22 protein-coding genes are annotated in these 17,763 nt (G+C 53.3%); 6 read left to right on the top strand and 16 right to left on the bottom strand.

Annotated features, from left to right (window positions below; all coding sequences use genetic code 11):
- Positions 1-2 precede the first annotated feature (2 nt).
- From phsB to HV037_RS09840, 6 genes are all read left to right on the top strand, one after another.
- Positions 3-581, top strand: coding sequence for a thiosulfate reductase electron transport protein PhsB (gene phsB, locus HV037_RS09815; RefSeq protein ID WP_019077108.1), 579 nt, complete (start codon positions 3-5; stop codon positions 579-581).
- Positions 578-1,345: a thiosulfate reductase cytochrome B subunit gene (gene phsC / locus HV037_RS09820; RefSeq protein ID WP_019077107.1), complete on the top strand. Its 768-nt coding sequence runs from the start codon at positions 578-580 to the stop codon at positions 1,343-1,345. The genes phsB and phsC overlap by 4 nt, the downstream gene beginning before the upstream one ends.
- Positions 1,346-1,483: 138 nt before the next feature.
- Positions 1,484-2,656 carry a serine-type D-Ala-D-Ala carboxypeptidase DacD gene (gene dacD, locus HV037_RS09825; protein WP_181500257.1) on the top strand — a complete coding sequence of 391 codons (1,173 nt, stop codon included), beginning with the start codon at positions 1,484-1,486 and terminating at the stop codon, positions 2,654-2,656.
- A 123-nt stretch (positions 2,657-2,779) separates the two neighbouring features.
- Positions 2,780-3,247, top strand: a complete 468-nt coding sequence (gene sbmC / locus HV037_RS09830; protein WP_016156886.1) for a DNA gyrase inhibitor SbmC — start codon at positions 2,780-2,782, stop codon at positions 3,245-3,247.
- 86 nt (positions 3,248-3,333) lie between these two features.
- Positions 3,334-4,392: an FUSC family protein gene (locus HV037_RS09835; RefSeq protein ID WP_016156885.1), complete on the top strand. Its 1,059-nt coding sequence runs from the start codon at positions 3,334-3,336 to the stop codon at positions 4,390-4,392.
- A 238-nt stretch (positions 4,393-4,630) separates the two neighbouring features.
- A complete protein-coding gene (locus tag HV037_RS09840) occupies positions 4,631-4,966 on the top strand; it encodes a DUF496 family protein (RefSeq protein WP_003834176.1) in 336 nt (111 codons plus the stop codon).
- Positions 4,967-5,006: 40 nt separating this feature from the next.
- Here the strand turns inward: HV037_RS09840 and HV037_RS09845 are convergent, their stop codons facing one another.
- The 16 genes from HV037_RS09845 to HV037_RS09920 form a co-directional block, all read right to left on the bottom strand.
- Positions 5,007-5,873 carry an L-threonine kinase gene (locus HV037_RS09845; RefSeq protein ID WP_046275680.1) on the bottom strand — a complete coding sequence of 289 codons (867 nt, stop codon included), beginning with the start codon at positions 5,871-5,873 and terminating at the stop codon, positions 5,007-5,009.
- 92 nt (positions 5,874-5,965) lie between these two features.
- Complete coding sequence (locus tag HV037_RS09850) at positions 5,966-7,180, bottom strand: acetate/propionate family kinase (protein WP_047357931.1); 1,215 nt, start codon at positions 7,178-7,180, stop codon at positions 5,966-5,968.
- Positions 7,165-7,617: a propanediol utilization protein PduV gene (gene pduV, locus HV037_RS09855; protein ID WP_046275682.1), complete on the bottom strand. Its 453-nt coding sequence runs from the start codon at positions 7,615-7,617 to the stop codon at positions 7,165-7,167. The genes HV037_RS09850 and pduV overlap by 16 nt, the downstream gene beginning before the upstream one ends.
- Positions 7,618-7,621: 4 nt before the next feature.
- Positions 7,622-7,972: a propanediol utilization microcompartment protein PduU gene (gene pduU, locus HV037_RS09860; protein WP_016156881.1), complete on the bottom strand. Its 351-nt coding sequence runs from the start codon at positions 7,970-7,972 to the stop codon at positions 7,622-7,624.
- A complete protein-coding gene (gene pduT / locus HV037_RS09865; RefSeq protein WP_003030201.1) occupies positions 7,972-8,526 on the bottom strand; it encodes a propanediol utilization microcompartment protein PduT in 555 nt (184 codons plus the stop codon). The genes pduU and pduT overlap by 1 nt, the downstream gene beginning before the upstream one ends.
- Positions 8,527-8,528: 2 nt before the next feature.
- On the bottom strand, positions 8,529-9,884 hold the full coding sequence (gene pduS / locus HV037_RS09870) for a cobalamin reductase PduS (RefSeq protein WP_080858873.1): 1,356 nt from the start codon (positions 9,882-9,884) through the stop codon (positions 8,529-8,531).
- Positions 9,881-10,993, bottom strand: a complete 1,113-nt coding sequence (locus HV037_RS09875) for a 1-propanol dehydrogenase PduQ (protein WP_016156879.1) — start codon at positions 10,991-10,993, stop codon at positions 9,881-9,883. The genes pduS and HV037_RS09875 overlap by 4 nt, the downstream gene beginning before the upstream one ends.
- 10 nt (positions 10,994-11,003) lie before the next feature.
- Positions 11,004-12,389, bottom strand: coding sequence for a CoA-acylating propionaldehyde dehydrogenase PduP (gene pduP, locus HV037_RS09880; RefSeq protein ID WP_046275686.1), 1,386 nt, complete (start codon positions 12,387-12,389; stop codon positions 11,004-11,006).
- Positions 12,386-13,393: a two-domain cob(I)yrinic acid a,c-diamide adenosyltransferase PduO gene (gene pduO, locus HV037_RS09885; RefSeq protein WP_016153535.1), complete on the bottom strand. Its 1,008-nt coding sequence runs from the start codon at positions 13,391-13,393 to the stop codon at positions 12,386-12,388. Before pduO ends, pduP begins: the two co-directional genes overlap by 4 nt.
- 8 nt (positions 13,394-13,401) lie before the next feature.
- On the bottom strand, positions 13,402-13,677 hold the full coding sequence (locus tag HV037_RS09890) for a EutN/CcmL family microcompartment protein (RefSeq protein WP_003030211.1): 276 nt from the start codon (positions 13,675-13,677) through the stop codon (positions 13,402-13,404).
- Between the two features lie 3 nt (positions 13,678-13,680).
- The gene (gene pduM, locus HV037_RS09895; RefSeq protein WP_103283964.1) at positions 13,681-14,172 is read right to left on the bottom strand and encodes a microcompartment protein PduM; all 492 of its coding nucleotides are present in this window, start codon (positions 14,170-14,172) and stop codon (positions 13,681-13,683) included.
- Positions 14,169-14,801 (bottom strand): phosphate propanoyltransferase, encoded by a 633-nt coding sequence (locus tag HV037_RS09900; protein ID WP_016153533.1) that lies wholly within the window; start codon positions 14,799-14,801, stop codon positions 14,169-14,171. The genes pduM and HV037_RS09900 overlap by 4 nt, the downstream gene beginning before the upstream one ends.
- Positions 14,801-15,271, bottom strand: a complete 471-nt coding sequence (locus HV037_RS09905; protein ID WP_169330005.1) for a BMC domain-containing protein — start codon at positions 15,269-15,271, stop codon at positions 14,801-14,803. The genes HV037_RS09900 and HV037_RS09905 overlap by 1 nt, the downstream gene beginning before the upstream one ends.
- A 24-nt stretch (positions 15,272-15,295) precedes the next feature.
- Entirely contained in the window at positions 15,296-15,571 is a 276-nt protein-coding gene (gene pduJ / locus HV037_RS09910; RefSeq protein WP_181500258.1) for a propanediol utilization microcompartment protein PduJ, read from the bottom strand.
- A gap of 19 nt (positions 15,572-15,590) precedes the next feature.
- Positions 15,591-15,941 carry a glycerol dehydratase reactivase beta/small subunit family protein gene (locus tag HV037_RS09915; RefSeq protein WP_181500259.1) on the bottom strand — a complete coding sequence of 117 codons (351 nt, stop codon included), beginning with the start codon at positions 15,939-15,941 and terminating at the stop codon, positions 15,591-15,593.
- The gene (locus HV037_RS09920) at positions 15,931-17,763 is read right to left on the bottom strand and encodes a diol dehydratase reactivase subunit alpha (RefSeq protein ID WP_019077098.1); all 1,833 of its coding nucleotides are present in this window, start codon (positions 17,761-17,763) and stop codon (positions 15,931-15,933) included. Before HV037_RS09920 ends, HV037_RS09915 begins: the two co-directional genes overlap by 11 nt.

Genomic DNA, 17,763 nt, shown 5'->3' on the forward strand with positions numbered 1-17,763 from the left:
TCATGAATCAATCAACAAACCCTTATGTCATGCTGCATGACGAGAAACGCTGTATTGGCTGTCAGGCGTGTACGGTTGCCTGCAAGGTATTGAATGACGTGCCGGAGGGATTTAGTCGCCTACAAGTGCAGATCCGTTCACCCGAACATGAACCCGAGGTGCTGTCCCACTTCCAGTTTGTTCGCGTTTCCTGTCAGCATTGTGAAGATGCGCCGTGCGTCAGCGTCTGTCCTACCGGTGCTTCATTTCGTGACGAAAATGGCATTGTGCAAGTGGATAAGTCTCGCTGTATTGGCTGTGACTACTGCGTTGCCGCTTGCCCGTTCCATGTCCGCTACCTCAACCCACAAACGGGGATTGCCGACAAATGTAACTTCTGCGCCGATACTCGCCTGGAGGTCGGACAATCGCCAGCCTGCGTTTCCGTTTGTCCGACGGATGCGCTGAAATTTGGTCGTCGCGATGACCCGGAAATTCAGCACTGGATTAATCAAAAAGAGGTTTATCGCCAGCAGGATACGCGTAGCGGCCCGGTGAGTGTCTATCGGCGTAAAGAGAGCCATCAGGAGGGTAATGTATGAATTCTATCTGGGGAGCAGAGCTTCACTATGCGCCGGACTACTGGCCGCTGTGGCTCATTTATGCAGGCGTTATTATTGTGCTGATGATTGCGGGTCTGGTCACGCACGCGCTGTTACGTCGGATGCTGGCGCCCAAAACGGCAACCGGGGAAGAGCATCGGGACTACCTTTATTCGCTGGCGGTCCGCCGCTGGCACTGGGGTAATGCGCTGCTCTTTATCCTGCTTCTGCTGAGCGGCCTGTTTGGCCACTTTTCTGTCGGACCGGTGGCCTTAATGGTGCAGGTACATACCTGGTGTGGCTTCGCATTGCTGGCCTTCTGGATTGGCTTTGTGTTAATAAACGCAACCAGCGGTAACGGCTGCCATTATCGCGTGAAATTTAGCGGGTTGATATCACGCTGCCTGCTGCAAACACGCTTTTATCTGTATGGCATTATGAAAGGTGAGCCGCACCCGTTTGCCGCAACGGCAGAGGACAAATTTAACCCGCTGCAACAGCTGGCCTACCTGGCCATCATGTACGCCCTGGTTCCACTACTGATCATCACCGGGTTGCTATGTCTCTACCCGCAGGTGGTAGGGGCGGGGCCGGTGATGCTGGTGCTGCATATGGCATTAGCGATTGTGGGCTTACTGTTCATCTGCGCGCATATTTACCTGTGCACGCTGGGTGACACACCGGGGCAAATTTTTCGCAGTATGATCGATGGTTATCACCGCCATCGCAGTCATCACGCAGAGACCGCGCCGCGTAAAGGGTAGTTCCTGCGAGGTTTGTCTCTGAAACCCTTTCCTGATAGCAAGAAAATGTGCCTTATGTCACATTTTCTTGCAATTTATCCATGTTTGTTCGACAGAACTTCCGTAAAAAGAACGGCTATTTCTCCCTTTCCTGAGGACATGCTGTTGAAACGCCGTTTGTTTATTGCCGCTTCACTATTAACGATGAGTTTTTCGCCCGCCTGGGCGAGCGATGCCGTGAGCTTCGCCCCACAACCTCCTGCGATTACTGCCGGGGCATGGGTGTTAATGGATTACACCACGGGCCAAATCCTGACAGCCGGTAATGAACACCAGCAGCGCAATCCTGCCAGCCTGACGAAACTGATGACTGGCTATGTTGTCGATCGCGCAATTGACAGCAAGCGTATTAGTCCGACAGATATTGTCACCGTCGGGCGCGATGCATGGGCAAAAGATAATCCGGTATTTGTCGGTTCATCCTTGATGTTCCTGAAAGAAGGGGATCGCGTTTCGGTACGCGACCTCAGTCGTGGGTTAATTGTTGATTCCGGTAATGATGCCTGCGTGGCACTGGCGGATTACATCGCTGGAGGGCAGCCGCAGTTTGTCGCGATGATGAACAACTATGCGCAAAAACTGAACCTGCAGGACACCCATTTTGAAACGGTACATGGTCTGGATGCGCCGGGTCAGCATAGCTCGGCGTACGACCTGGCTGTGCTGTCCCGCGCTATCATCCACGGGGAACCGGATTTCTACCATATGTACAGTGAGAAAAGCCTTACCTGGAACGGCATCACACAGCAAAACCGTAACGGTTTGTTGTGGGATAAAACTATGAACGTAGATGGCCTGAAGACAGGGCATACGTCCGGTGCCGGGTTTAACCTGATTGCTTCCGCCGTCGATGGTCAGCGCCGCCTGATTGCGGTGGTGATGGGCGCGGAGAGTGCGAAAGGGCGCGAAGATCAGGCGCGTAAACTGCTGCAATGGGGGCAACACAACTTCGATACAGTGCAGGTTTTGCGTAGCGGTAAGCAGGTTGGCACTGAACGCATCTGGTATGGCGATAAAGAAAAAATCAGCCTCGGAACCGAGCAGGATTTCTGGATGGCCCTGCCTAAAGCAGAAGTCCCTAACATCAAAGCAAAATATGTCCTTGATAAGAAAGAGCTGGTTGCTCCCATCGCTGCGCATCAACGTGTGGGGGAAATTGAACTCTACGATCGGGATAAGCTGGTGGCACATTGGCCTCTGGTTACGCTGGAATCCGTCGGCGAAGGCGGCGTTTTCTCGCGTCTGAGCGACTATTTCCACCACAAGTCGTAGTTTTTCCTGATGCGTCTGACTGGCAAGAGTGCGAATCTGCTCACATAATAATCACTATTTCCTTGTGGCCGACATAGCCAGAAATTACACTGTATATAAATACAGTGTAACAGTGGAGGTTGTATGGAGTACGAGATAAAGCTGGTCGAAAAACGCATGATTGCCGGTTTCCATATGGTTGGACCGTGGGAACAAACGGTGAAGCAGGGGTTTGAGCAATTAATGAAGTGGGTCGACGGTAAACAGATTGTGCCGTTGGAATGGATTGCTGTTTATTACGACAACCCTGATGTTGTTCCTGCGGAAAAATTGCGCTGTGATACCGTGGTTTCTGTGCCTGAAGGTTTTGAAATCCCGGAAAACAGCGAAGGGGTGATCCTCACCGAACTGGCGGGTGGCGACTATGCTGTCGCTGTTGCGCGCGTTGAGAATCACGATTTTGCGACGCCTTGGTATCAGTTCTTCGAGCGCCTGTTGCAGGATACAACTTATACGATAGCCGCTAAACCCTGCTTTGAAGTTTATATGAACAATGGCATGGAGGACGGTTACTGGGACATTGAAATGTACGTGCCAGTGCAGACGAAGTAACTGTTTGGGGTGTAAATCAGGATGATCTTTTCACGCTAAAAACAGGTACAATTCGCTTCTTTGCTATTCCCTGACGGAGTGCATGAGTGCGTGCAGACAAATCGCTGAGTCCTTTTGAAATTCGTTTGTATCGTCATTATCGTGTGGTGCATGGTATTCGCATTGCGCTGGCGTTTCTCCTTACTTTTCTGTTGGTACGCCTGTTAAACATTCCCGAAGGTACATGGCCTCTGATCACGCTGGTGGTGATTATGGGGCCAATATCTTTTTGGGGTAACGTTGTTCCCAGGGCCTTTGAACGTATAGGCGGCACGATCCTGGGCTCGGTCCTGGGACTGGTTGCCCTGCGTCTGGAACTCTTCTCGCTGCCGTTAATGCTGATATGGTGCGCGGTAGCGATGTTTCTCTGCGGCTGGTTGGCGCTGGGTAAAAGGCCGTATCAGGCGCTGCTGATTGGCATAACGCTTGCCGTGGTCGTGGGTGCGCCTGCCGGAGATATGAATACCGCGTTATGGCGCGGCGGTGATGTTATTCTGGGGTCGTTACTGGCGATGCTGTTTACCGGCATCTGGCCGCAGCGGGCATTTATACACTGGCGTATCCAACTGGCGCATTGCGTAACGGGGTACAATCGGGTGTATCAGGCCGCGCTATCCCCCAATCTGCTCGAGCAACCGCGGCTGGAAAAGCATTTACAACAACTGTTGAGCGACGTTGTCAAAATGCGTGGGCTCATCGCTCCTGCCAGCAAGGAAACCCGCATTCAAAAGTCGATCTTTGAGGCTATTCAGACGGTGAATCGCAATCTGGTCTGCATGCTCGAGCTGCAAATTAATGCGCTGTGGGCCAGCCGTACCAGCCACTTTGTCATGTTGAATGCGCATACGCTGCGTGAAACTCAGCTCAGGACCCAGCAGGCACTACTGACAATAACCCACGCCTTGTATGAAGGTAATCCGCAGCCAGTGCTTGCCAATACGGAAAAGCTCAATGACACCGTAGCAGAGCTGCGTCAGCTTATTGCTGAGCATAAAGGCGATAATGTCGCAGAAACGCCCATTCACGGCTACGTTTGGTTGAACATGGAGATGGCTCGACAGCTGGAGTTACTCTCACATTTAATCTGTCGCGCACTGCGCAAATAAAGAGCAGATGAGGGGATTGGTTCTACTGCTGCTTCGATTCAGCAAAGATTAGAGGTATGATACTGAAAAAGGCTAAAACCATTGGTAACTGCAATGGCTTTACCCTCGATAACTCAGGTTTCAACCATGCATTGTCGATGCAGATGCAACTTGAAGTATGGCGGGCATGAAAGTAATGTTGACCCACTTTAGCCGTTGTTTTAACGAATCCGAATCTCACATTATCAGGGGTGTAAAAATGGAAACTACCAAGCCTTCTTTCCAGGACGTGCTGGAATTTGTTCGTCTGTTCCGTCGTAAAAACAAACTGCAACGTGAAATCCAGGACGTTGAGAAAAAGATCCGTGACAACCAGAAACGCGTTCTGCTGTTGGACAACCTGAGCGACTACATCAAGCCTGGTATGAGCGTGGAAGCGATTCAGGGCATCATTGCCAGCATGAAAAGCGATTATGAAGATCGTGTTGATGACTACATCATCAAAAACGCAGAGATCTCTAAAGAACGCCGCGATATCTCTAAAAAGCTGAAAGCCATGGGCGAAGTGAAAAACGGCGAAGCGAAAGCCGAGTAACGATTTTATGCTTGTCCGGGTCGCTGCCGTGCGGCGACCCTTATTGCAGTTCGACCCCGCCCGTTACCATGCGTAACAAATGCTGTTCTGGCCAGTGAATCGTAAGTTTTTTCTGCGTCAGCATCCATTTAATGTAATCCACATCATGACGATTTCTGTCCAGCATCAGTCCGACTACGCTGCCGCTGTGCGCGACGTTGACGCCGTATAAATCACATTCTTCCACCAGCGCTAATAGTGAATCAAAATCCGGCTTTGGTAACAGCAATTGGCTGGCGATTGCGCTAAGCGTAGCCGCTTCTCCCAACCGGTAAGGATTTTGGCTAATACAGGCTTCCTGTACTTTTTCCCATGCCCGTTGGAGGGCCGCAGCTCCCGCCTGCAAGCCGGAATGACGTGGAATACGGTGATAATCCGCGGTACGCAATGTTTCAGGGCTTTCGAGAACCAGCAGATCGAGTTGAGGCTGAGCTTCACAACCAATTTGCGTGGAAGCGTTGTTATGATCGAAAAGGGTTAGCTTACGAAAAACGGTGCTGTCGGTTGGCTCCAGAGAAACGCAAAGCTGTGCCAGTGTTGGCTCGTCCAGTTGATGACCCAGATAATGCGCTGCGGCGATGGCCGTGGCGGCAATATCCGCAGTGCTGCTGGCCATTCCTTTCGCGATGGGAATGGTTGACTGAACATCTATCCGGATATCCTGACTGAGATGCGCCGGGTACTGCCAGTGCTGTAATAACCTGTCAACCATTGCCCGAGAAAGTGGACGTTCATCTGTCAGCGGTGAGCCTGAAGTGACCTCAACGGTGCTATACCATTCGACCGGGCAGGAGACCAGTTTCTCACTGCCCAGAATCCAGCCCTGGATAAGTTCTCCGCACGATGCGGGACATTGCGCAACAGCCACGTCTTCACCTTTGTGTTCAGCAATCCTCGGCGCATAGTGTCATGGCGATCGCGCTATTACCATGATTTGCCGCAATTTGCGGTGCGGCAATATCAGGCGGGAATGCCCAATGTCACAGTTTCTGATATCGCTAAACGCATAACGTCCTGGGCTATCATCAGCTCTTCATTGGTATTAATCACCGCCACTTTAACCACCGCATTTTCCGTTTGAATAAAGGTGGCGTTACGCTGATTTTTTTCTTCATCAACGGCCAGACCTAAGAAATTCAGGTTGTGGCAAATCGCGGCGCGAGCACGCGCTGAATTTTCACCAATTCCCCCGGTAAACACCAGCGCATCCAGACCGCCCATCTGCATAATATAGCTGCCAATAGTGGCGCGAATCCGCTCGGCAAAAAGCGTCAACGCCAGTGCTGCCTGGTGATTGCCCGTATCTGCGGCATGTTCAACGTCCCGGTAGTCGGGTGAAACACCAGAAACTCCGAGTAATCCGGACTCATTGTTGAGCAATTGGTTGAGCTGCTGCGGGGTTTTGCCTTCACGCAGGGCAATCCACGGCAGAATGGATGGATCAATATCGCCACTTCGCGTGCCCATCATTACGCCAGACTGCGGCGTAAATCCCATGGAGGTATTCACCGAGTGTCCGCCTTTGATAGCGCAGATGCTGCTGCCGTTGCCCAGATGACAACAAACAACCCGCAGGGCGCTGAGCGGTACCCCCAGCTTTTCAGCAAGCTGAGCGCTGACATACTTGTGGCTGGTACCATGAAAACCATAACGACGAATACCCAGCTCTGAGTAGTAGCGCCAGGGCAGGGGATAAATGAAAGAAGGCTCATCAAGGGTCTGATGAAAAGCCGTGTCAAAAACCGCAACGGCTGGCGTTTTCGGCAGTAGCTGGCGAAATATCGCAATCCCCAACGCATTAACCGGGTTATGAAGCGGTGCCAGTTCCGCAAGGCGTTCGATTTCCGCCAGTGTATCATCGGTTACCCGTGCGGAATCTTTGAAGGATTCTCCACCGTGTGCGACGCGATGGCCTACGCCGTCGATCTCTTCCAGACTGCTGATAATATTGTGGCTGAGCAGTTTTTCCAGTAGCAGCGTTACTGCTTCACGGTGATCGGCTACGGGCAAAGTCTCCTGCCATTTTTGCGCTGGTGCTTTTAGGGTGACCTGCGCATCAGACATACCGATACGCTCGATCAGTCCCTGGCAAATCATTTCACCCTGCGGCATCGCCAGGAGCTGAAACTTAAGCGAGGAACTGCCTGCATTAATGGCCATTATTTTGTGAGACATGAAGGTTCCTTTGCATTCAGAAAAATGAACATCTCATCGACCCCGGTATTCTCCAGCGCGCTGGTGACAAATACTTGTTGCGCGCCAGCCTGAACTAACCAACTCTCCACGAGAGAAATACGCTGCGGGCTGGCTAAATCGGCTTTGGTGACGAGGCCGATAACGGGTCGGTTCATCGGGCCAGTAAAACCTGGAGAAAAAGGTGACCACGGCGCGTCAGCATTGAGAACCAGCGCGATGATGTCTGCTTCACAGGCGCTGGCCAGCAGCGCGCTGTACAGGCAGCGGTTTTCGAGATATTCACCCGGAGTGTCTATCGTTGTGGGAGACCAGACAATGGCCTGGGTCTTCTGATAATGAAGCGCCTCTCCCCGCATGCACTGCGTGAGTGACGTTTTACCGCACTGGCTGGGGCCAATTAGCATTATGCGTTTCATGAGATTATGTCCGGGTGATAGGACAGGCGGTAAAACGCATCATTTCGCCCAGCGTCCGGGTTACCTGTTTCAGCGCGTACTCAACGGCGGAAACATCGCCCGTCAGTACCACAGCGCCGGTAAAACGGTCGAGAAAACCAATCTCTACCGCCCCGGATTTCGTGGCGATATCACAGGCGATGATTGAGGCTTCGCTGGGGGTAATCGTCAGAATACCGATTGCGGAAACCGACTCTGGTAATCCCAGTTTCTTGAACAAATCTTTACCCGGATTAGCGATAAGATGCGCCAGCGTAACCTGCTTGCCAGGAACATATTCCTGAATCATACGATCCGTGGTGGGTTGTCTTTCCATTATCCCTCCACCATCTGTCGCCACATGCTTTCATGCGGACGAGGGATGACCGAACGGTAAACCAACAGACCTTTTTCACCTGCACTTTCACTGGCAACTGTCACTGCGTTATTCACATCAGACACATCGCCAGCGACAACCATGTAGCACTTGCCGCCAATACCAAATGCCATATGGACGCGTACCAGCGTGACATTGGAGGCTTTAACCGCACGGTCGGCGGCACAGATGCAGGCCGCAACGCTCCATGTTTCAACAATGCCCACGGCCTGACGCTTATCCACGCTGTTAAGTCCACTGATCGCAGGAAGTACGCTGGCGTGAATGTTGGGTAGTACCAGACTATCAACGAGCATATCGCCAGCAAGAGAAGTTCCGGTGGCGATCGCCTGTTGTACTGCGCCTACGTCACCACCGAGCATGAGCAGAAATTTACCCGGGCAGATGGTCTTGCTGACAAGTAAATTCACATTCGCGCTTTTTAACATGGCATCGCCCGCTTCCATTCCTTTGGCAATGCTGGTGAGTTCTAAAATCCCTATAGCCTGAGACATGATTAACCTCTTATTACCGTGATGGATTGCTCAGTAATTTCGCTGACAATACCGTCAATACTGGCGTGGACAGGTGCCCCTAATGCACCGGACGGCACATCGGCAACGCATTGACCGCGAACAACGTGTTCGCCCTGCAGTACACATGGGATGGCGCTGGCACCAATATGCTGGCGTAGCAACAGCGTCGTTTTATCCGTGGGATAATCAGTCTCAGTCAGTGGCGCATCGTGATACCAGTCGCTAAGGCCCAGTTTGGTAATAAGGCGCTTCACCGGAATAAGCCGATACTTCGCCATTTCATCCTCAGGATTTAACGGCCCTTCATAACGATGGTTGAGCGCCCGTAGCTCGCGTTTAAGCATGCGGTTAATTCGCATCGGTGAAATCCCAACCGGACAGGCTACGCTTTCACATACATTGCATTCTGAACAGGTCAGGGCCGTGAGCAGTAACTGCGGTGTGGCCGCCTGCTGATAATTAACCGCGCGAACCAGCAGGTGCGGCGATAATTCATGGCCGATCAAATGTCTTGGGCACAAATCCGTACACAAACGACACTGCTCGCAAACGGTTTTTGCGACGGAAAGCACGGTGCGTTCATCCTGCATCCGCCGCTGAATCAACGCATGAGACTTTGGTAAAACCAGCAGTCCCCCGGTGGTCTTGCTGACTGGGGTATCCAGTGAGGTAATCAGGCCGCCCATCATCGGGCCACCGTTAATAAAACCGGGATCGTCAACGGTAGCACCACCGGCCAGCGCCAGAACCTCACGTAAAGACATTCCGATAGGGACGGTAAGAGTGATTGGTCTGGCGACCGCGCCGTTAACGGTCAGGGTACGACGCGTAACCGGGTATTGCTGCTCAACGGCTCTGGCGATGTTGAGTACAGTCTGGACGTTATTGACCACCACGCCGACGCTGACCGGCAGCGCGGCAGGCGGAACTCTCCGGCCCGTTGCCATCCAGATGGTCAAAACCTCGTCACCAGCCGGGTAGACATCAGGCAAAATATGTAAGCGGATCCCGGCAGGCAGAAGGGGCGTTAACGCATTGATAGCCTTTTGATATTTCTCTTTGAGCGCAATAATACCGGCCCTGGCCCGGGTAGCCGTCATGGCATATTGAACGCCACGGATAAGTCGCTCAGCCTGAACGGCCATCAATTGCTGGTCAACTTTCAGCATCGGTTCACATTCTGCCGCATTGACCAGAAACGTATCGACCTGCGCCTGTAATTTTACGTGAGCAGGAAAGCCTGCGCCTCCGGCCCCGACAACACCCGCTGCGCGAACGCGTTCGCGAATTGTCTGCGCATCATAAAGCGTGGACTCTGCCGTCATGGCTGTCTTCATAATAATTCCTCAAGCAGTTCCTGCATGGCGCTGGCGTCGGCAACACGAGGATTGGTTTGCAGCGTGACATCAGCCAGCGCGGCCTGAACCATCGACGGTATACGTTGTGACCAGGCTTGCTTTCCGTCTTTAAGCGCGTCAGCAAAAGAAGGTAACGCACACTGTTTTTTGAGTAGCTCTATATGACGAATTAGCGCATTCAGTGCCGCCGTATCGTTCGCGTTATCCGGACATAGGTGGCAGGCTTTAGCGAAACGGGCATAGCGCTTCGCAGCCCGCGGATCGCGGGCATTAAAATGAATGACATGGGTCAGCAGCAGCGCATTGGCAAGTCCGTGGGGCAGATGAAACTGGCCGCCCAACTGATGGGCAATCGCATGATTGATACCCAGACCAGCCTGACTGAATGCCATTCCCGCGAGCGTTGACGCGTTGTGCATTTTTCCTCTGGTTGCCAGGCAGTCGCCTTTGCTGACGGCGACAGGCAGGTACTGGAAGACGATTTGTGCCGCTTTTTCAGCCAGCGCATCGGTGAAGTCGCTGGCCTTCGTGGATACGTAAGCCTCCAGCGCATGCGTTAATACGTCCATGCCGGTATTCGCGGTTATGGCTGGCGGAACGCTGACGACCAGCGTCGGATCAAGGATGGCCATGTCCGGATAAAGCGCATTATTAAATAATGGATACTTAATGCCTTTATCCGGATCGCTAATCACGCAGGCGCTGGTCACCTCCGATCCCGTGCCGCTGGTGGTGGGAATTGCAACGCAGGTTTCAATCTCAATACCGAACTGTCGGCTGAACCAGACGATGGCTTTTGCGGCGTCCAGTGCAGAGCCACCGCCAAAACCAATTACGACGTCCGGTCGTAGGGACTGCATTTGCGCAATCCCTTGTACTACCGTGCTAATGGTGGGATCGGGGGTGATATCGCTGAAAATGCTGATGCGGTTATCCGCTGGCAGCGCGTCGCGCAGCTTTTCAATCAGGGGAGAACGCGCGAGAAAACCATCGCAGATAATCCAGATATGCTTATTCGTGAAGCGCTTAAGCACATCCAGGCTTCCCTGGCCGCTGTACAATCGAGTTTGCAGTGAAAAGCTTTTCATAACGGCCCCATTAGCGAATAGAAAAACCGTTTGTCAGCACGCAACGACGAGAGCGTGCGAAAGTGCGCGCAGATGTCGTTCCTTCGCCGGTCGGCGTTGCGATGGTGAAGGTGGTAAAGCCTTCACCACCAACGCCAATCCCAGCATAAGAGGGGCCATTTTTCACAAAAATGGAGGTCTGAAGCGTGCGCGCGGCAAGGTTCAGACGTGACACATTTTGCGAATGCATAATGGCGGTGTGATGCAATCCCTCTTCAACCTTCAGGGCCAACGTTAACGCGCTGTCAAAATCGCTCACCGTTACGATGGGGAGCATTGGCATCAGTTGCTCGCTGGTAACCCATGGGTCGTCAGCCTTGACGATACCTATCAGTAATCGAGGTGCTTTTGCCGGAACCGGTATTCCCGCGGCTTCCAGTAAGGTTGCCGGGCTTTTCCCTACCAGTTGTTTATTGGCTATTCCTTCTGGCAGACAAACTGCGCGCAGTTTGTCTGTCTCTTCGCTATTGAGTCGCATTGCGCCAAAAGACTGCATTTGTTGAACCAGTCGTTCGGCAACGGCATCAACAACAATCAGGCTCTTCTCAGCAATGCAGGGGAGGTTGTAATCAAAGGATGCGCCATTAATGATATCTTCCGCCGCCTTAACCAGGTCGGCTGTTTCATCAACAATGCAGGGAGGATTGCCTGCGCCTGCGCCAATGACTTTTTTCCCGCTTTTCATGCCCATAGCAACAATGCCTGGACCACCGGTAATCGCCAGAACTGCGATTTTAGGGTGCGCCATCATCTGCTGGGTAGCCTCAAAAGTGGGTTCTGTGACCGTGACGACAAGATTCCGAATCCCGCAGCAGCGAAAAGCAATATCTTCAATCATGGTAATCAGCTTCAGTGAGACCGCTTTTGCACCTGGATGTGGGCTAAAATAAACGCTATTTCCCGCAGCCAGCATACTGATGCTGTTGTTAATAATGGTTTCCGTCGGGTTGGTGCTGGGGGCGACGGAACCAATCACGCCAAAGGGTGAATACTCGAATAACACCATGCCGCCGTCACCGGTAAGCGCCGTAGTGGTGAGATCTTCGATACCCGGGGTATTATCCAACGCAGCTTTATTTTTAAGGAACTTATCCTCTTTGTTGCCCATTCCCGTTTCGGCAGCGCTTTCAGCAGCCAATGAAGCAAGGTGAGGCGTCAGCTCTTCTCGCAGGGCGTTAATGATGGCGCTGCGGGTTTTCAATGGACATTGCTGATAACGCAGAAAAGCCTGATGAGCGGCATCGATCGCTTCGCTAACGGACGGAAAAATTCCATTACCCTTAACTTCTGCTTTGGCCGGGGCAAGTTGCTCACTCAAAATGTTACGAATAAGGGTTTCAAGTTCTGAAGTGTTCATTGATGTGTTCTCACGTTAATTGCCGCAATGGCCGTTTCTGCAATGTCCATATCCTGCTCAACGCTTCCCCCGCTGATGCCAAGACCCCCAAGGAGTAACCCCTCACGCCATAATGCGTACCCGCCACCGAAGGTGACGACTTTTCCCTGCATATGGCTTTCCAGACCGTAAAGCGCGGCGCCTGGCTGCACTGCCGATGTCAGCTCATGCGTGGCGGTTTTCATTGCCACGGCGGTCCAGGCTTTTTTCGGTGCCAGTTCGCTACTGACGAGTAATGCGTCAGGCATGCGCCAGGTCACCGTTTGGGTCCCATTCGCATCAACAATGCTGATGACGACCGGAACCTGAAGTTCTTCTGCTCTCGTTACCGCAGCGCGAGTGAGTTGGTGGAGTTCCTGAAAAGACAGAGACATAGCCGGCTCCCTGGTGGCTGATGTACGGATGGCTGCGAGATAACGCTCCGCCACTTTCTGAATAATGTTGTTTTGATGGGCGTCATGATCTTCTGCTCGTGCAAGCGCATATAAGCAGTCGGAGAGGCGATTGATATAACGCATCAGCACGTGTCTGACGGAAATCTCGGTGGAGAGTTCGACCAGTCGCCTCTCTGCGCGGCGGGCCAGCGTGCGGGCAAAGTGCAGACGGCTGGCGGCTTCGCTGCGGCCAGGTAAAATAAAGCTGCGTAGGGGGGGCACTCTCCCCATCGCGGTATCGATGGCGGCTTCCAGCGCGGCAATTTCTTCTGAGCTGATGTAGCGCTGCTCTGGCGCTGGCTGTTCGCTTTCGCTTGCCAGTTCGGCGCTGAACCAAAAAAGCTGCAGTTGAATGTTTTCGAGTAACTGGCGGTGCTGCGGGTTTTTCGCTGCGCAAACACACAGGCTAAGCGCCGCATTAAGTTCGTCCAGCGTACCGTAAGCCTCGACGCGCGGGTGCGTTTTGCTCACGCGTTGCCCGGTAAAGAGGGCCGTTGTGCCGGCATCGCCAGTGCGGGTATAAATCGCCATAGTTCCTCCTAACGAGAAAGCGTGTCGACAATGCCGACGATAGCCAGATCGATGGCCTCATTAGGGCCGGAAAAAACGTGTCTGGCGCTGGAGCCACTGCTGAGTAATACCAGTTCTCCAGTTCCAGCGCCGACAGAATCAACCGCGACTTCATCTCCACTCACAGGGGACGCGGGAAGCTCTCCGTCCGCACTCACCCGACGTACCAGCAACAGTTTCTTCCCCACCAGTGATGGGGATTTTTGCGTGGAAACCACAACGCCTGTAACCCGTGCCAGATGCATAGCTCACTCCTGCTTAATCAATTGGACATTTCGCGTACCGACTGCGTCCTGAGCCAGAGCCGTCACGACACATCGACGACGTAGCACCAGAACGCCCCCCTTCAGTTGGGCGACGTCGGCATAGCTGAGAAGTTTGTCAGGATGCAAAACGATGATTCGCCCCAGCTCGTCACTGAACTCCAGAGGCAGACGTGCAAGTTTTCTAACGGGGATAGCGGGTAACAATCGGTGTTGTAGTGAAATTTTCACGCGGACTCCGCATGCCAGCGCTTCGTGGATCGTTACCACCGATATGTTGTCCGCGCAGCCCTCGGCAATTTGCTTCAGCAATGGCAGGTCCGCCTGCAGGAGGTGGAGCGACGAGTACTGGCAGCATAATGTCCGTGGTTCGATTTCCCGTAACTGCGCGACGCTAAGCGAGAGCGTGCTTTCCGCGCGTTTTTTTAATCGGGAAACAACCTCCTCGATAATGCGTTGCAGCAGTTCGTTGTTCATCGTGGGCTCACCAGTGTGGCAAATGCCTGCGGATTATCTGCGCCCGCAGCATTGGCTTCGTCGGTATCGATATGCATCTCAAGGCGCATATCCGGCGAAACGCGTACGGCGACGTTATCGAAAATCAGTCGACGTTCATCGCCATTAATGGCAACAGAGACTTTATCGCCATGGGAAACGCGCAGGATTAGGGCATCGAGCGGCGACATATGGATATGGCGTTGGGCGACGATTACCCCGGATGCTAAGTCCAGTTCAGCAAATGGACTGATAAGGCGAACGCCTGGCGTGCCCTCGATACTGCCTGACATCCGTAGTGGAGCAGCAATTCCCAACGTACGAGCGTCGGTACGAGAAATTTCGACCTGACTGGTGCTACGCAGTGGGCCGAGTAAGCGCACATTTTTTAACTGACCTTTTGGTCCCACCAGCGTGACGGTCTGGTCTGCTGCATATTGTCCGGGCTGCAGCAGCTCTTTTTTCTCACTAATAGGGTGATTGGGAAACAAGCGGTCGTAATCTTCAGCGCATAGATGAATATGACGATTAGAGATCCCTAGCGGAATAGGGCGCTCACGCATTTCATCCAAAACTTTGGTGACCGTTGTCTCCAGTTGCTGTTTATCCATCACGCTTCACCTCGTTTGCCTGAGTGCAGACAAAGAGAGCGCGGCTCGCCTTTTTGACGGGGGCAGGCAGGGTCAAGACACAGATTGCAGCTAATCAACTCTGCATCTTGTGGCGCTTCGGGCGCTGCATGGTCCTCAGGGATCTCTTCATGTGGTACGACCGGTGTCGGGGCGGGCACTGGCTCAGACTCAGACTCCGGGGTGACGCTATGTGACAGAATGCCATCCCCTGGTCTGGATATGACTTTGTGAGCCACCAGTCCATCTCGCTGGTCAGCGAAACTGACACCGGTGGAAATGGCCGCCTGGACGGAGGCCACATCCCCGATTATCTTGATCACCATCCAGCCTGAACCGTTGGTTTTTTCGAGGCCCACCAGCGTGATGGAGGCGGCTTTCGCCATGACGTCCGCGCAACTGATGGCTAATGCCAGACCACTAACTTCAAGTAATCCCAGTGATTGCTTCACGCTGTGCTCCTTGGTTGCAACGACTTATGCGGATTTAGGTAAAATGGCTTCAACGTCGCTGTGCGGACGCGGGATAACGTGGCAGGATTTCACCTCGCCAACGGCGTTTGCTGCAGCGCTTCCTGCATCTACGGCAGCTTTCACTGCGCCGACATCGCCGCGAACCATAACGGTGATAAGGCCTGAGCCGATTTTTTCGTAACCAACCAACTGCACGTTTGCGGATTTCACCATGGCATCAGCGGCTTCAATAGCGCCGACGAGCCCTTTTGTTTCAACCAGTCCCAGTGCGTTATTCATACTGCTTTTCTCCTGTGGGTTATGAGTGGCATTCCCGAAACGGAATGCCTTTAACCAGCCGCGCAGCGTTATTACCAATGCTGCGTCGGGCGTGGTTATCTTGTTGATACGTCAGCGTAAATAGTGGCGCTGATGTGGGTAAGTTTTTATAGTGCACGACCAGTTTTTCGCGACTGCAGCCAATGCCAACCAGCAGCGGCGAGTGGCAAGCCGCCAGCCATGCGTTGTGGATAACGTCAGTTGACGGGCTCTCCTGAATCACAAAGGGGATCCCTTCTTCTTCAATACCCAGCAACACATCACTCCAGACGTCAATGCAGTCAGCAGTGGCGAAGATAACGATGGCTGGCGTGGTGAGATTACTTTCCATGAGCGAATGCCTTGTACCAGGAGAGAATCAGCCCTGTCGCGACCGCGTTGCGCGGACCTTCGGTGCCACGAATGTTGCCGCGCCCGGCAACCAGGCGATAGTGTGCCAGCGCATCGGTGACCAGTTGCGGAACTTCAAAGTCCAGGGATGAGCCGCCAACCAGCACCACAAAGGGAATATCCCGAATGTTCCCGGTCGGACTCACCTGACGTAGCGCTCTGAGTGCGTTGGTGACGAAAACGCGTTCCTTAGCGCTGCGGCGAATGGCCCGGACTTTCTCCAGCGCCAGTTCGCCTGGCAGTGGCACCAGTTCATCGGGTTTTACTACGCATACGCGGGCAAAAACCGTTGGCGGGAGAGGTGTAGGGAAGAACTGGACGCTGCCATCTTCGTGGCGAAGATGGAACAAGCTCTCGACTTTCGCCAGCGGGTACTTTTTGATCTCTTCAGCGAGATAACGGTCTTCCAGCCCCAGTTCACGGGCAATAATCATCGTGACCATATCGCCCGCACCCGCCAGGTGCGTGGCAATAATTTCGCCTTTCGGGTTGATGATGGAGGCATCGGTCGATCCTGCACCGAGGTCCAGAATAGCCAGTGGCCGCGTCGTGCCGGGGGTGGTTAAGGCCCCCAGAATGGCAGCTTCGGCTTCGGCGCCGCCAACCTGGACGTCAATGTTGAGCTTTTGCGTGATTTCCTGAGCAATCATCGCCATTTGCAGGCGGTCTGATTTCACCATGGAAGCAATGCCGACAGCTTGTTCCAGCGAGAACTCACCGGCTAGCCCGCCGGTCACGCTGACGGGAACCGAGGTATCGACTGCCAGCAGGTCCTGAATAAAAATTTCGTGGCTGGGTTTGTTGGTTAATTCAGCCATTGTCTGGCGCACATGCTCCAGCATGCCGCCAATATTGGTGCCAGCCTCTCCGGTGACGTTATCCAGTTTCGGGCATTCGCCAACCGCTTTCATAATCGCTTCAGCGCCAGCTGCAACGTCGACCCGTACGGTACGACCCTGCGACTGTAGCTCCAGATTTCCGGCAGGAATGGCTCGTGCTTTCACATCACCTGACGGTGTTTTCACAACCACGGCAGAACGGTTGCCAATCAGCGCCCGCGCCATCGGGACAATGTTTTTAGTCTCGTCGGCGTTGAGGCCAAAAACGGTCGCAATCCCGTAAGGGTTAGAAAGCGTTTCAATGACTTTTCCTGGAATTGCGACCTCAATGGCAGCCAGCATACCTAACGGGATGCGGTCGATATGAAGGACTTCATCGACGATAGGCAGGGGGTGGGTCAGACGATTACTGACCAACACGCCATCGTCCTGCTGCAAAATAACGCCAGTTAACTGGTATCCGGCGCGGACGGAGGCATTAATCATCGTGGCGACATCGGCGAAATCAAATGCCGATGACACCACCAGAATATAGGGCGTATCCGCCGGACGGCTGAGCAGGTCTTCCGGCGTAATAGTGACGCCAACGCCTAATCCGACGCCGCCCGGCGTTTTAGGGTTATGGCCGATCATGGTGGATTCAGTGATGATGGTTTCGGTTATCGTTTCCATCGCGACGTCACCAATGACCGGGGTGGCTTCGTTAATGCGGATGAGCGAAATATCGCTGACATTGATACCGGCATTTTTTGCTGCCAGCGAAAGTGCCTCCTGAATACCAAACACATTACGTAATGTGCCTTTAATTCCGGTGGTTTCTGCCAACGCGCTGCCGGTGATGCTCAGTGCGCCAGACTCATCGAGGGTAGCCAGAGCGACTTCCGTTGATGAGTTGCCTATGTCAATGCCAGCTATATATCGCAT

The sequence above is a fragment of the Citrobacter sp. RHBSTW-00017 genome, assembly GCF_013797615.1.
Taxonomy (GTDB): domain Bacteria; phylum Pseudomonadota; class Gammaproteobacteria; order Enterobacterales; family Enterobacteriaceae; genus Citrobacter; species Citrobacter braakii.

What these genes read in the sequence shown, in the direction of transcription:
- HV037_RS09915 (WP_181500259.1), bottom strand. Translation starts at nt 15,941, where the DNA reads ATGGAAAGTAATCTCACCACGCCAGCCATCGTTATCTTCGCCACTGCT.
- HV037_RS09840 (WP_003834176.1), top strand. Translation starts at nt 4,631, where the DNA reads ATGGAAACTACCAAGCCTTCTTTCCAGGACGTGCTGGAATTTGTTCGT.
- sbmC (WP_016156886.1), top strand. Translation starts at nt 2,780, where the DNA reads ATGGAGTACGAGATAAAGCTGGTCGAAAAACGCATGATTGCCGGTTTC.
- HV037_RS09875 (WP_016156879.1), bottom strand. Translation starts at nt 10,993, where the DNA reads ATGAAAAGCTTTTCACTGCAAACTCGATTGTACAGCGGCCAGGGAAGC.
- pduT (WP_003030201.1), bottom strand. Translation starts at nt 8,526, where the DNA reads ATGTCTCAGGCTATAGGGATTTTAGAACTCACCAGCATTGCCAAAGGA.
- pduS (WP_080858873.1), bottom strand. Translation starts at nt 9,884, where the DNA reads ATGAAGACAGCCATGACGGCAGAGTCCACGCTTTATGATGCGCAGACA.
- dacD (WP_181500257.1), top strand. Translation starts at nt 1,484, where the DNA reads ATGCTGTTGAAACGCCGTTTGTTTATTGCCGCTTCACTATTAACGATG.
- HV037_RS09900 (WP_016153533.1), bottom strand. Translation starts at nt 14,801, where the DNA reads ATGGATAAACAGCAACTGGAGACAACGGTCACCAAAGTTTTGGATGAA.
- HV037_RS09850 (WP_047357931.1), bottom strand. Translation starts at nt 7,180, where the DNA reads ATGTCTCACAAAATAATGGCCATTAATGCAGGCAGTTCCTCGCTTAAG.
- pduJ (WP_181500258.1), bottom strand. Translation starts at nt 15,571, where the DNA reads ATGAATAACGCACTGGGACTGGTTGAAACAAAAGGGCTCGTCGGCGCT.
- pduO (WP_016153535.1), bottom strand. Translation starts at nt 13,393, where the DNA reads ATGGCGATTTATACCCGCACTGGCGATGCCGGCACAACGGCCCTCTTT.
- phsC (WP_019077107.1), top strand. Translation starts at nt 578, where the DNA reads ATGAATTCTATCTGGGGAGCAGAGCTTCACTATGCGCCGGACTACTGG.
- pduV (WP_046275682.1), bottom strand. Translation starts at nt 7,617, where the DNA reads ATGAAACGCATAATGCTAATTGGCCCCAGCCAGTGCGGTAAAACGTCA.
- phsB (WP_019077108.1), top strand. Translation starts at nt 3, where the DNA reads ATGAATCAATCAACAAACCCTTATGTCATGCTGCATGACGAGAAACGC.
- pduP (WP_046275686.1), bottom strand. Translation starts at nt 12,389, where the DNA reads ATGAACACTTCAGAACTTGAAACCCTTATTCGTAACATTTTGAGTGAG.
- HV037_RS09890 (WP_003030211.1), bottom strand. Translation starts at nt 13,677, where the DNA reads ATGCATCTGGCACGGGTTACAGGCGTTGTGGTTTCCACGCAAAAATCC.
- pduU (WP_016156881.1), bottom strand. Translation starts at nt 7,972, where the DNA reads ATGGAAAGACAACCCACCACGGATCGTATGATTCAGGAATATGTTCCT.
- pduM (WP_103283964.1), bottom strand. Translation starts at nt 14,172, where the DNA reads ATGAACAACGAACTGCTGCAACGCATTATCGAGGAGGTTGTTTCCCGA.
- HV037_RS09920 (WP_019077098.1), bottom strand. Translation starts at nt 17,763, where the DNA reads ATGCGATATATAGCTGGCATTGACATAGGCAACTCATCAACGGAAGTC.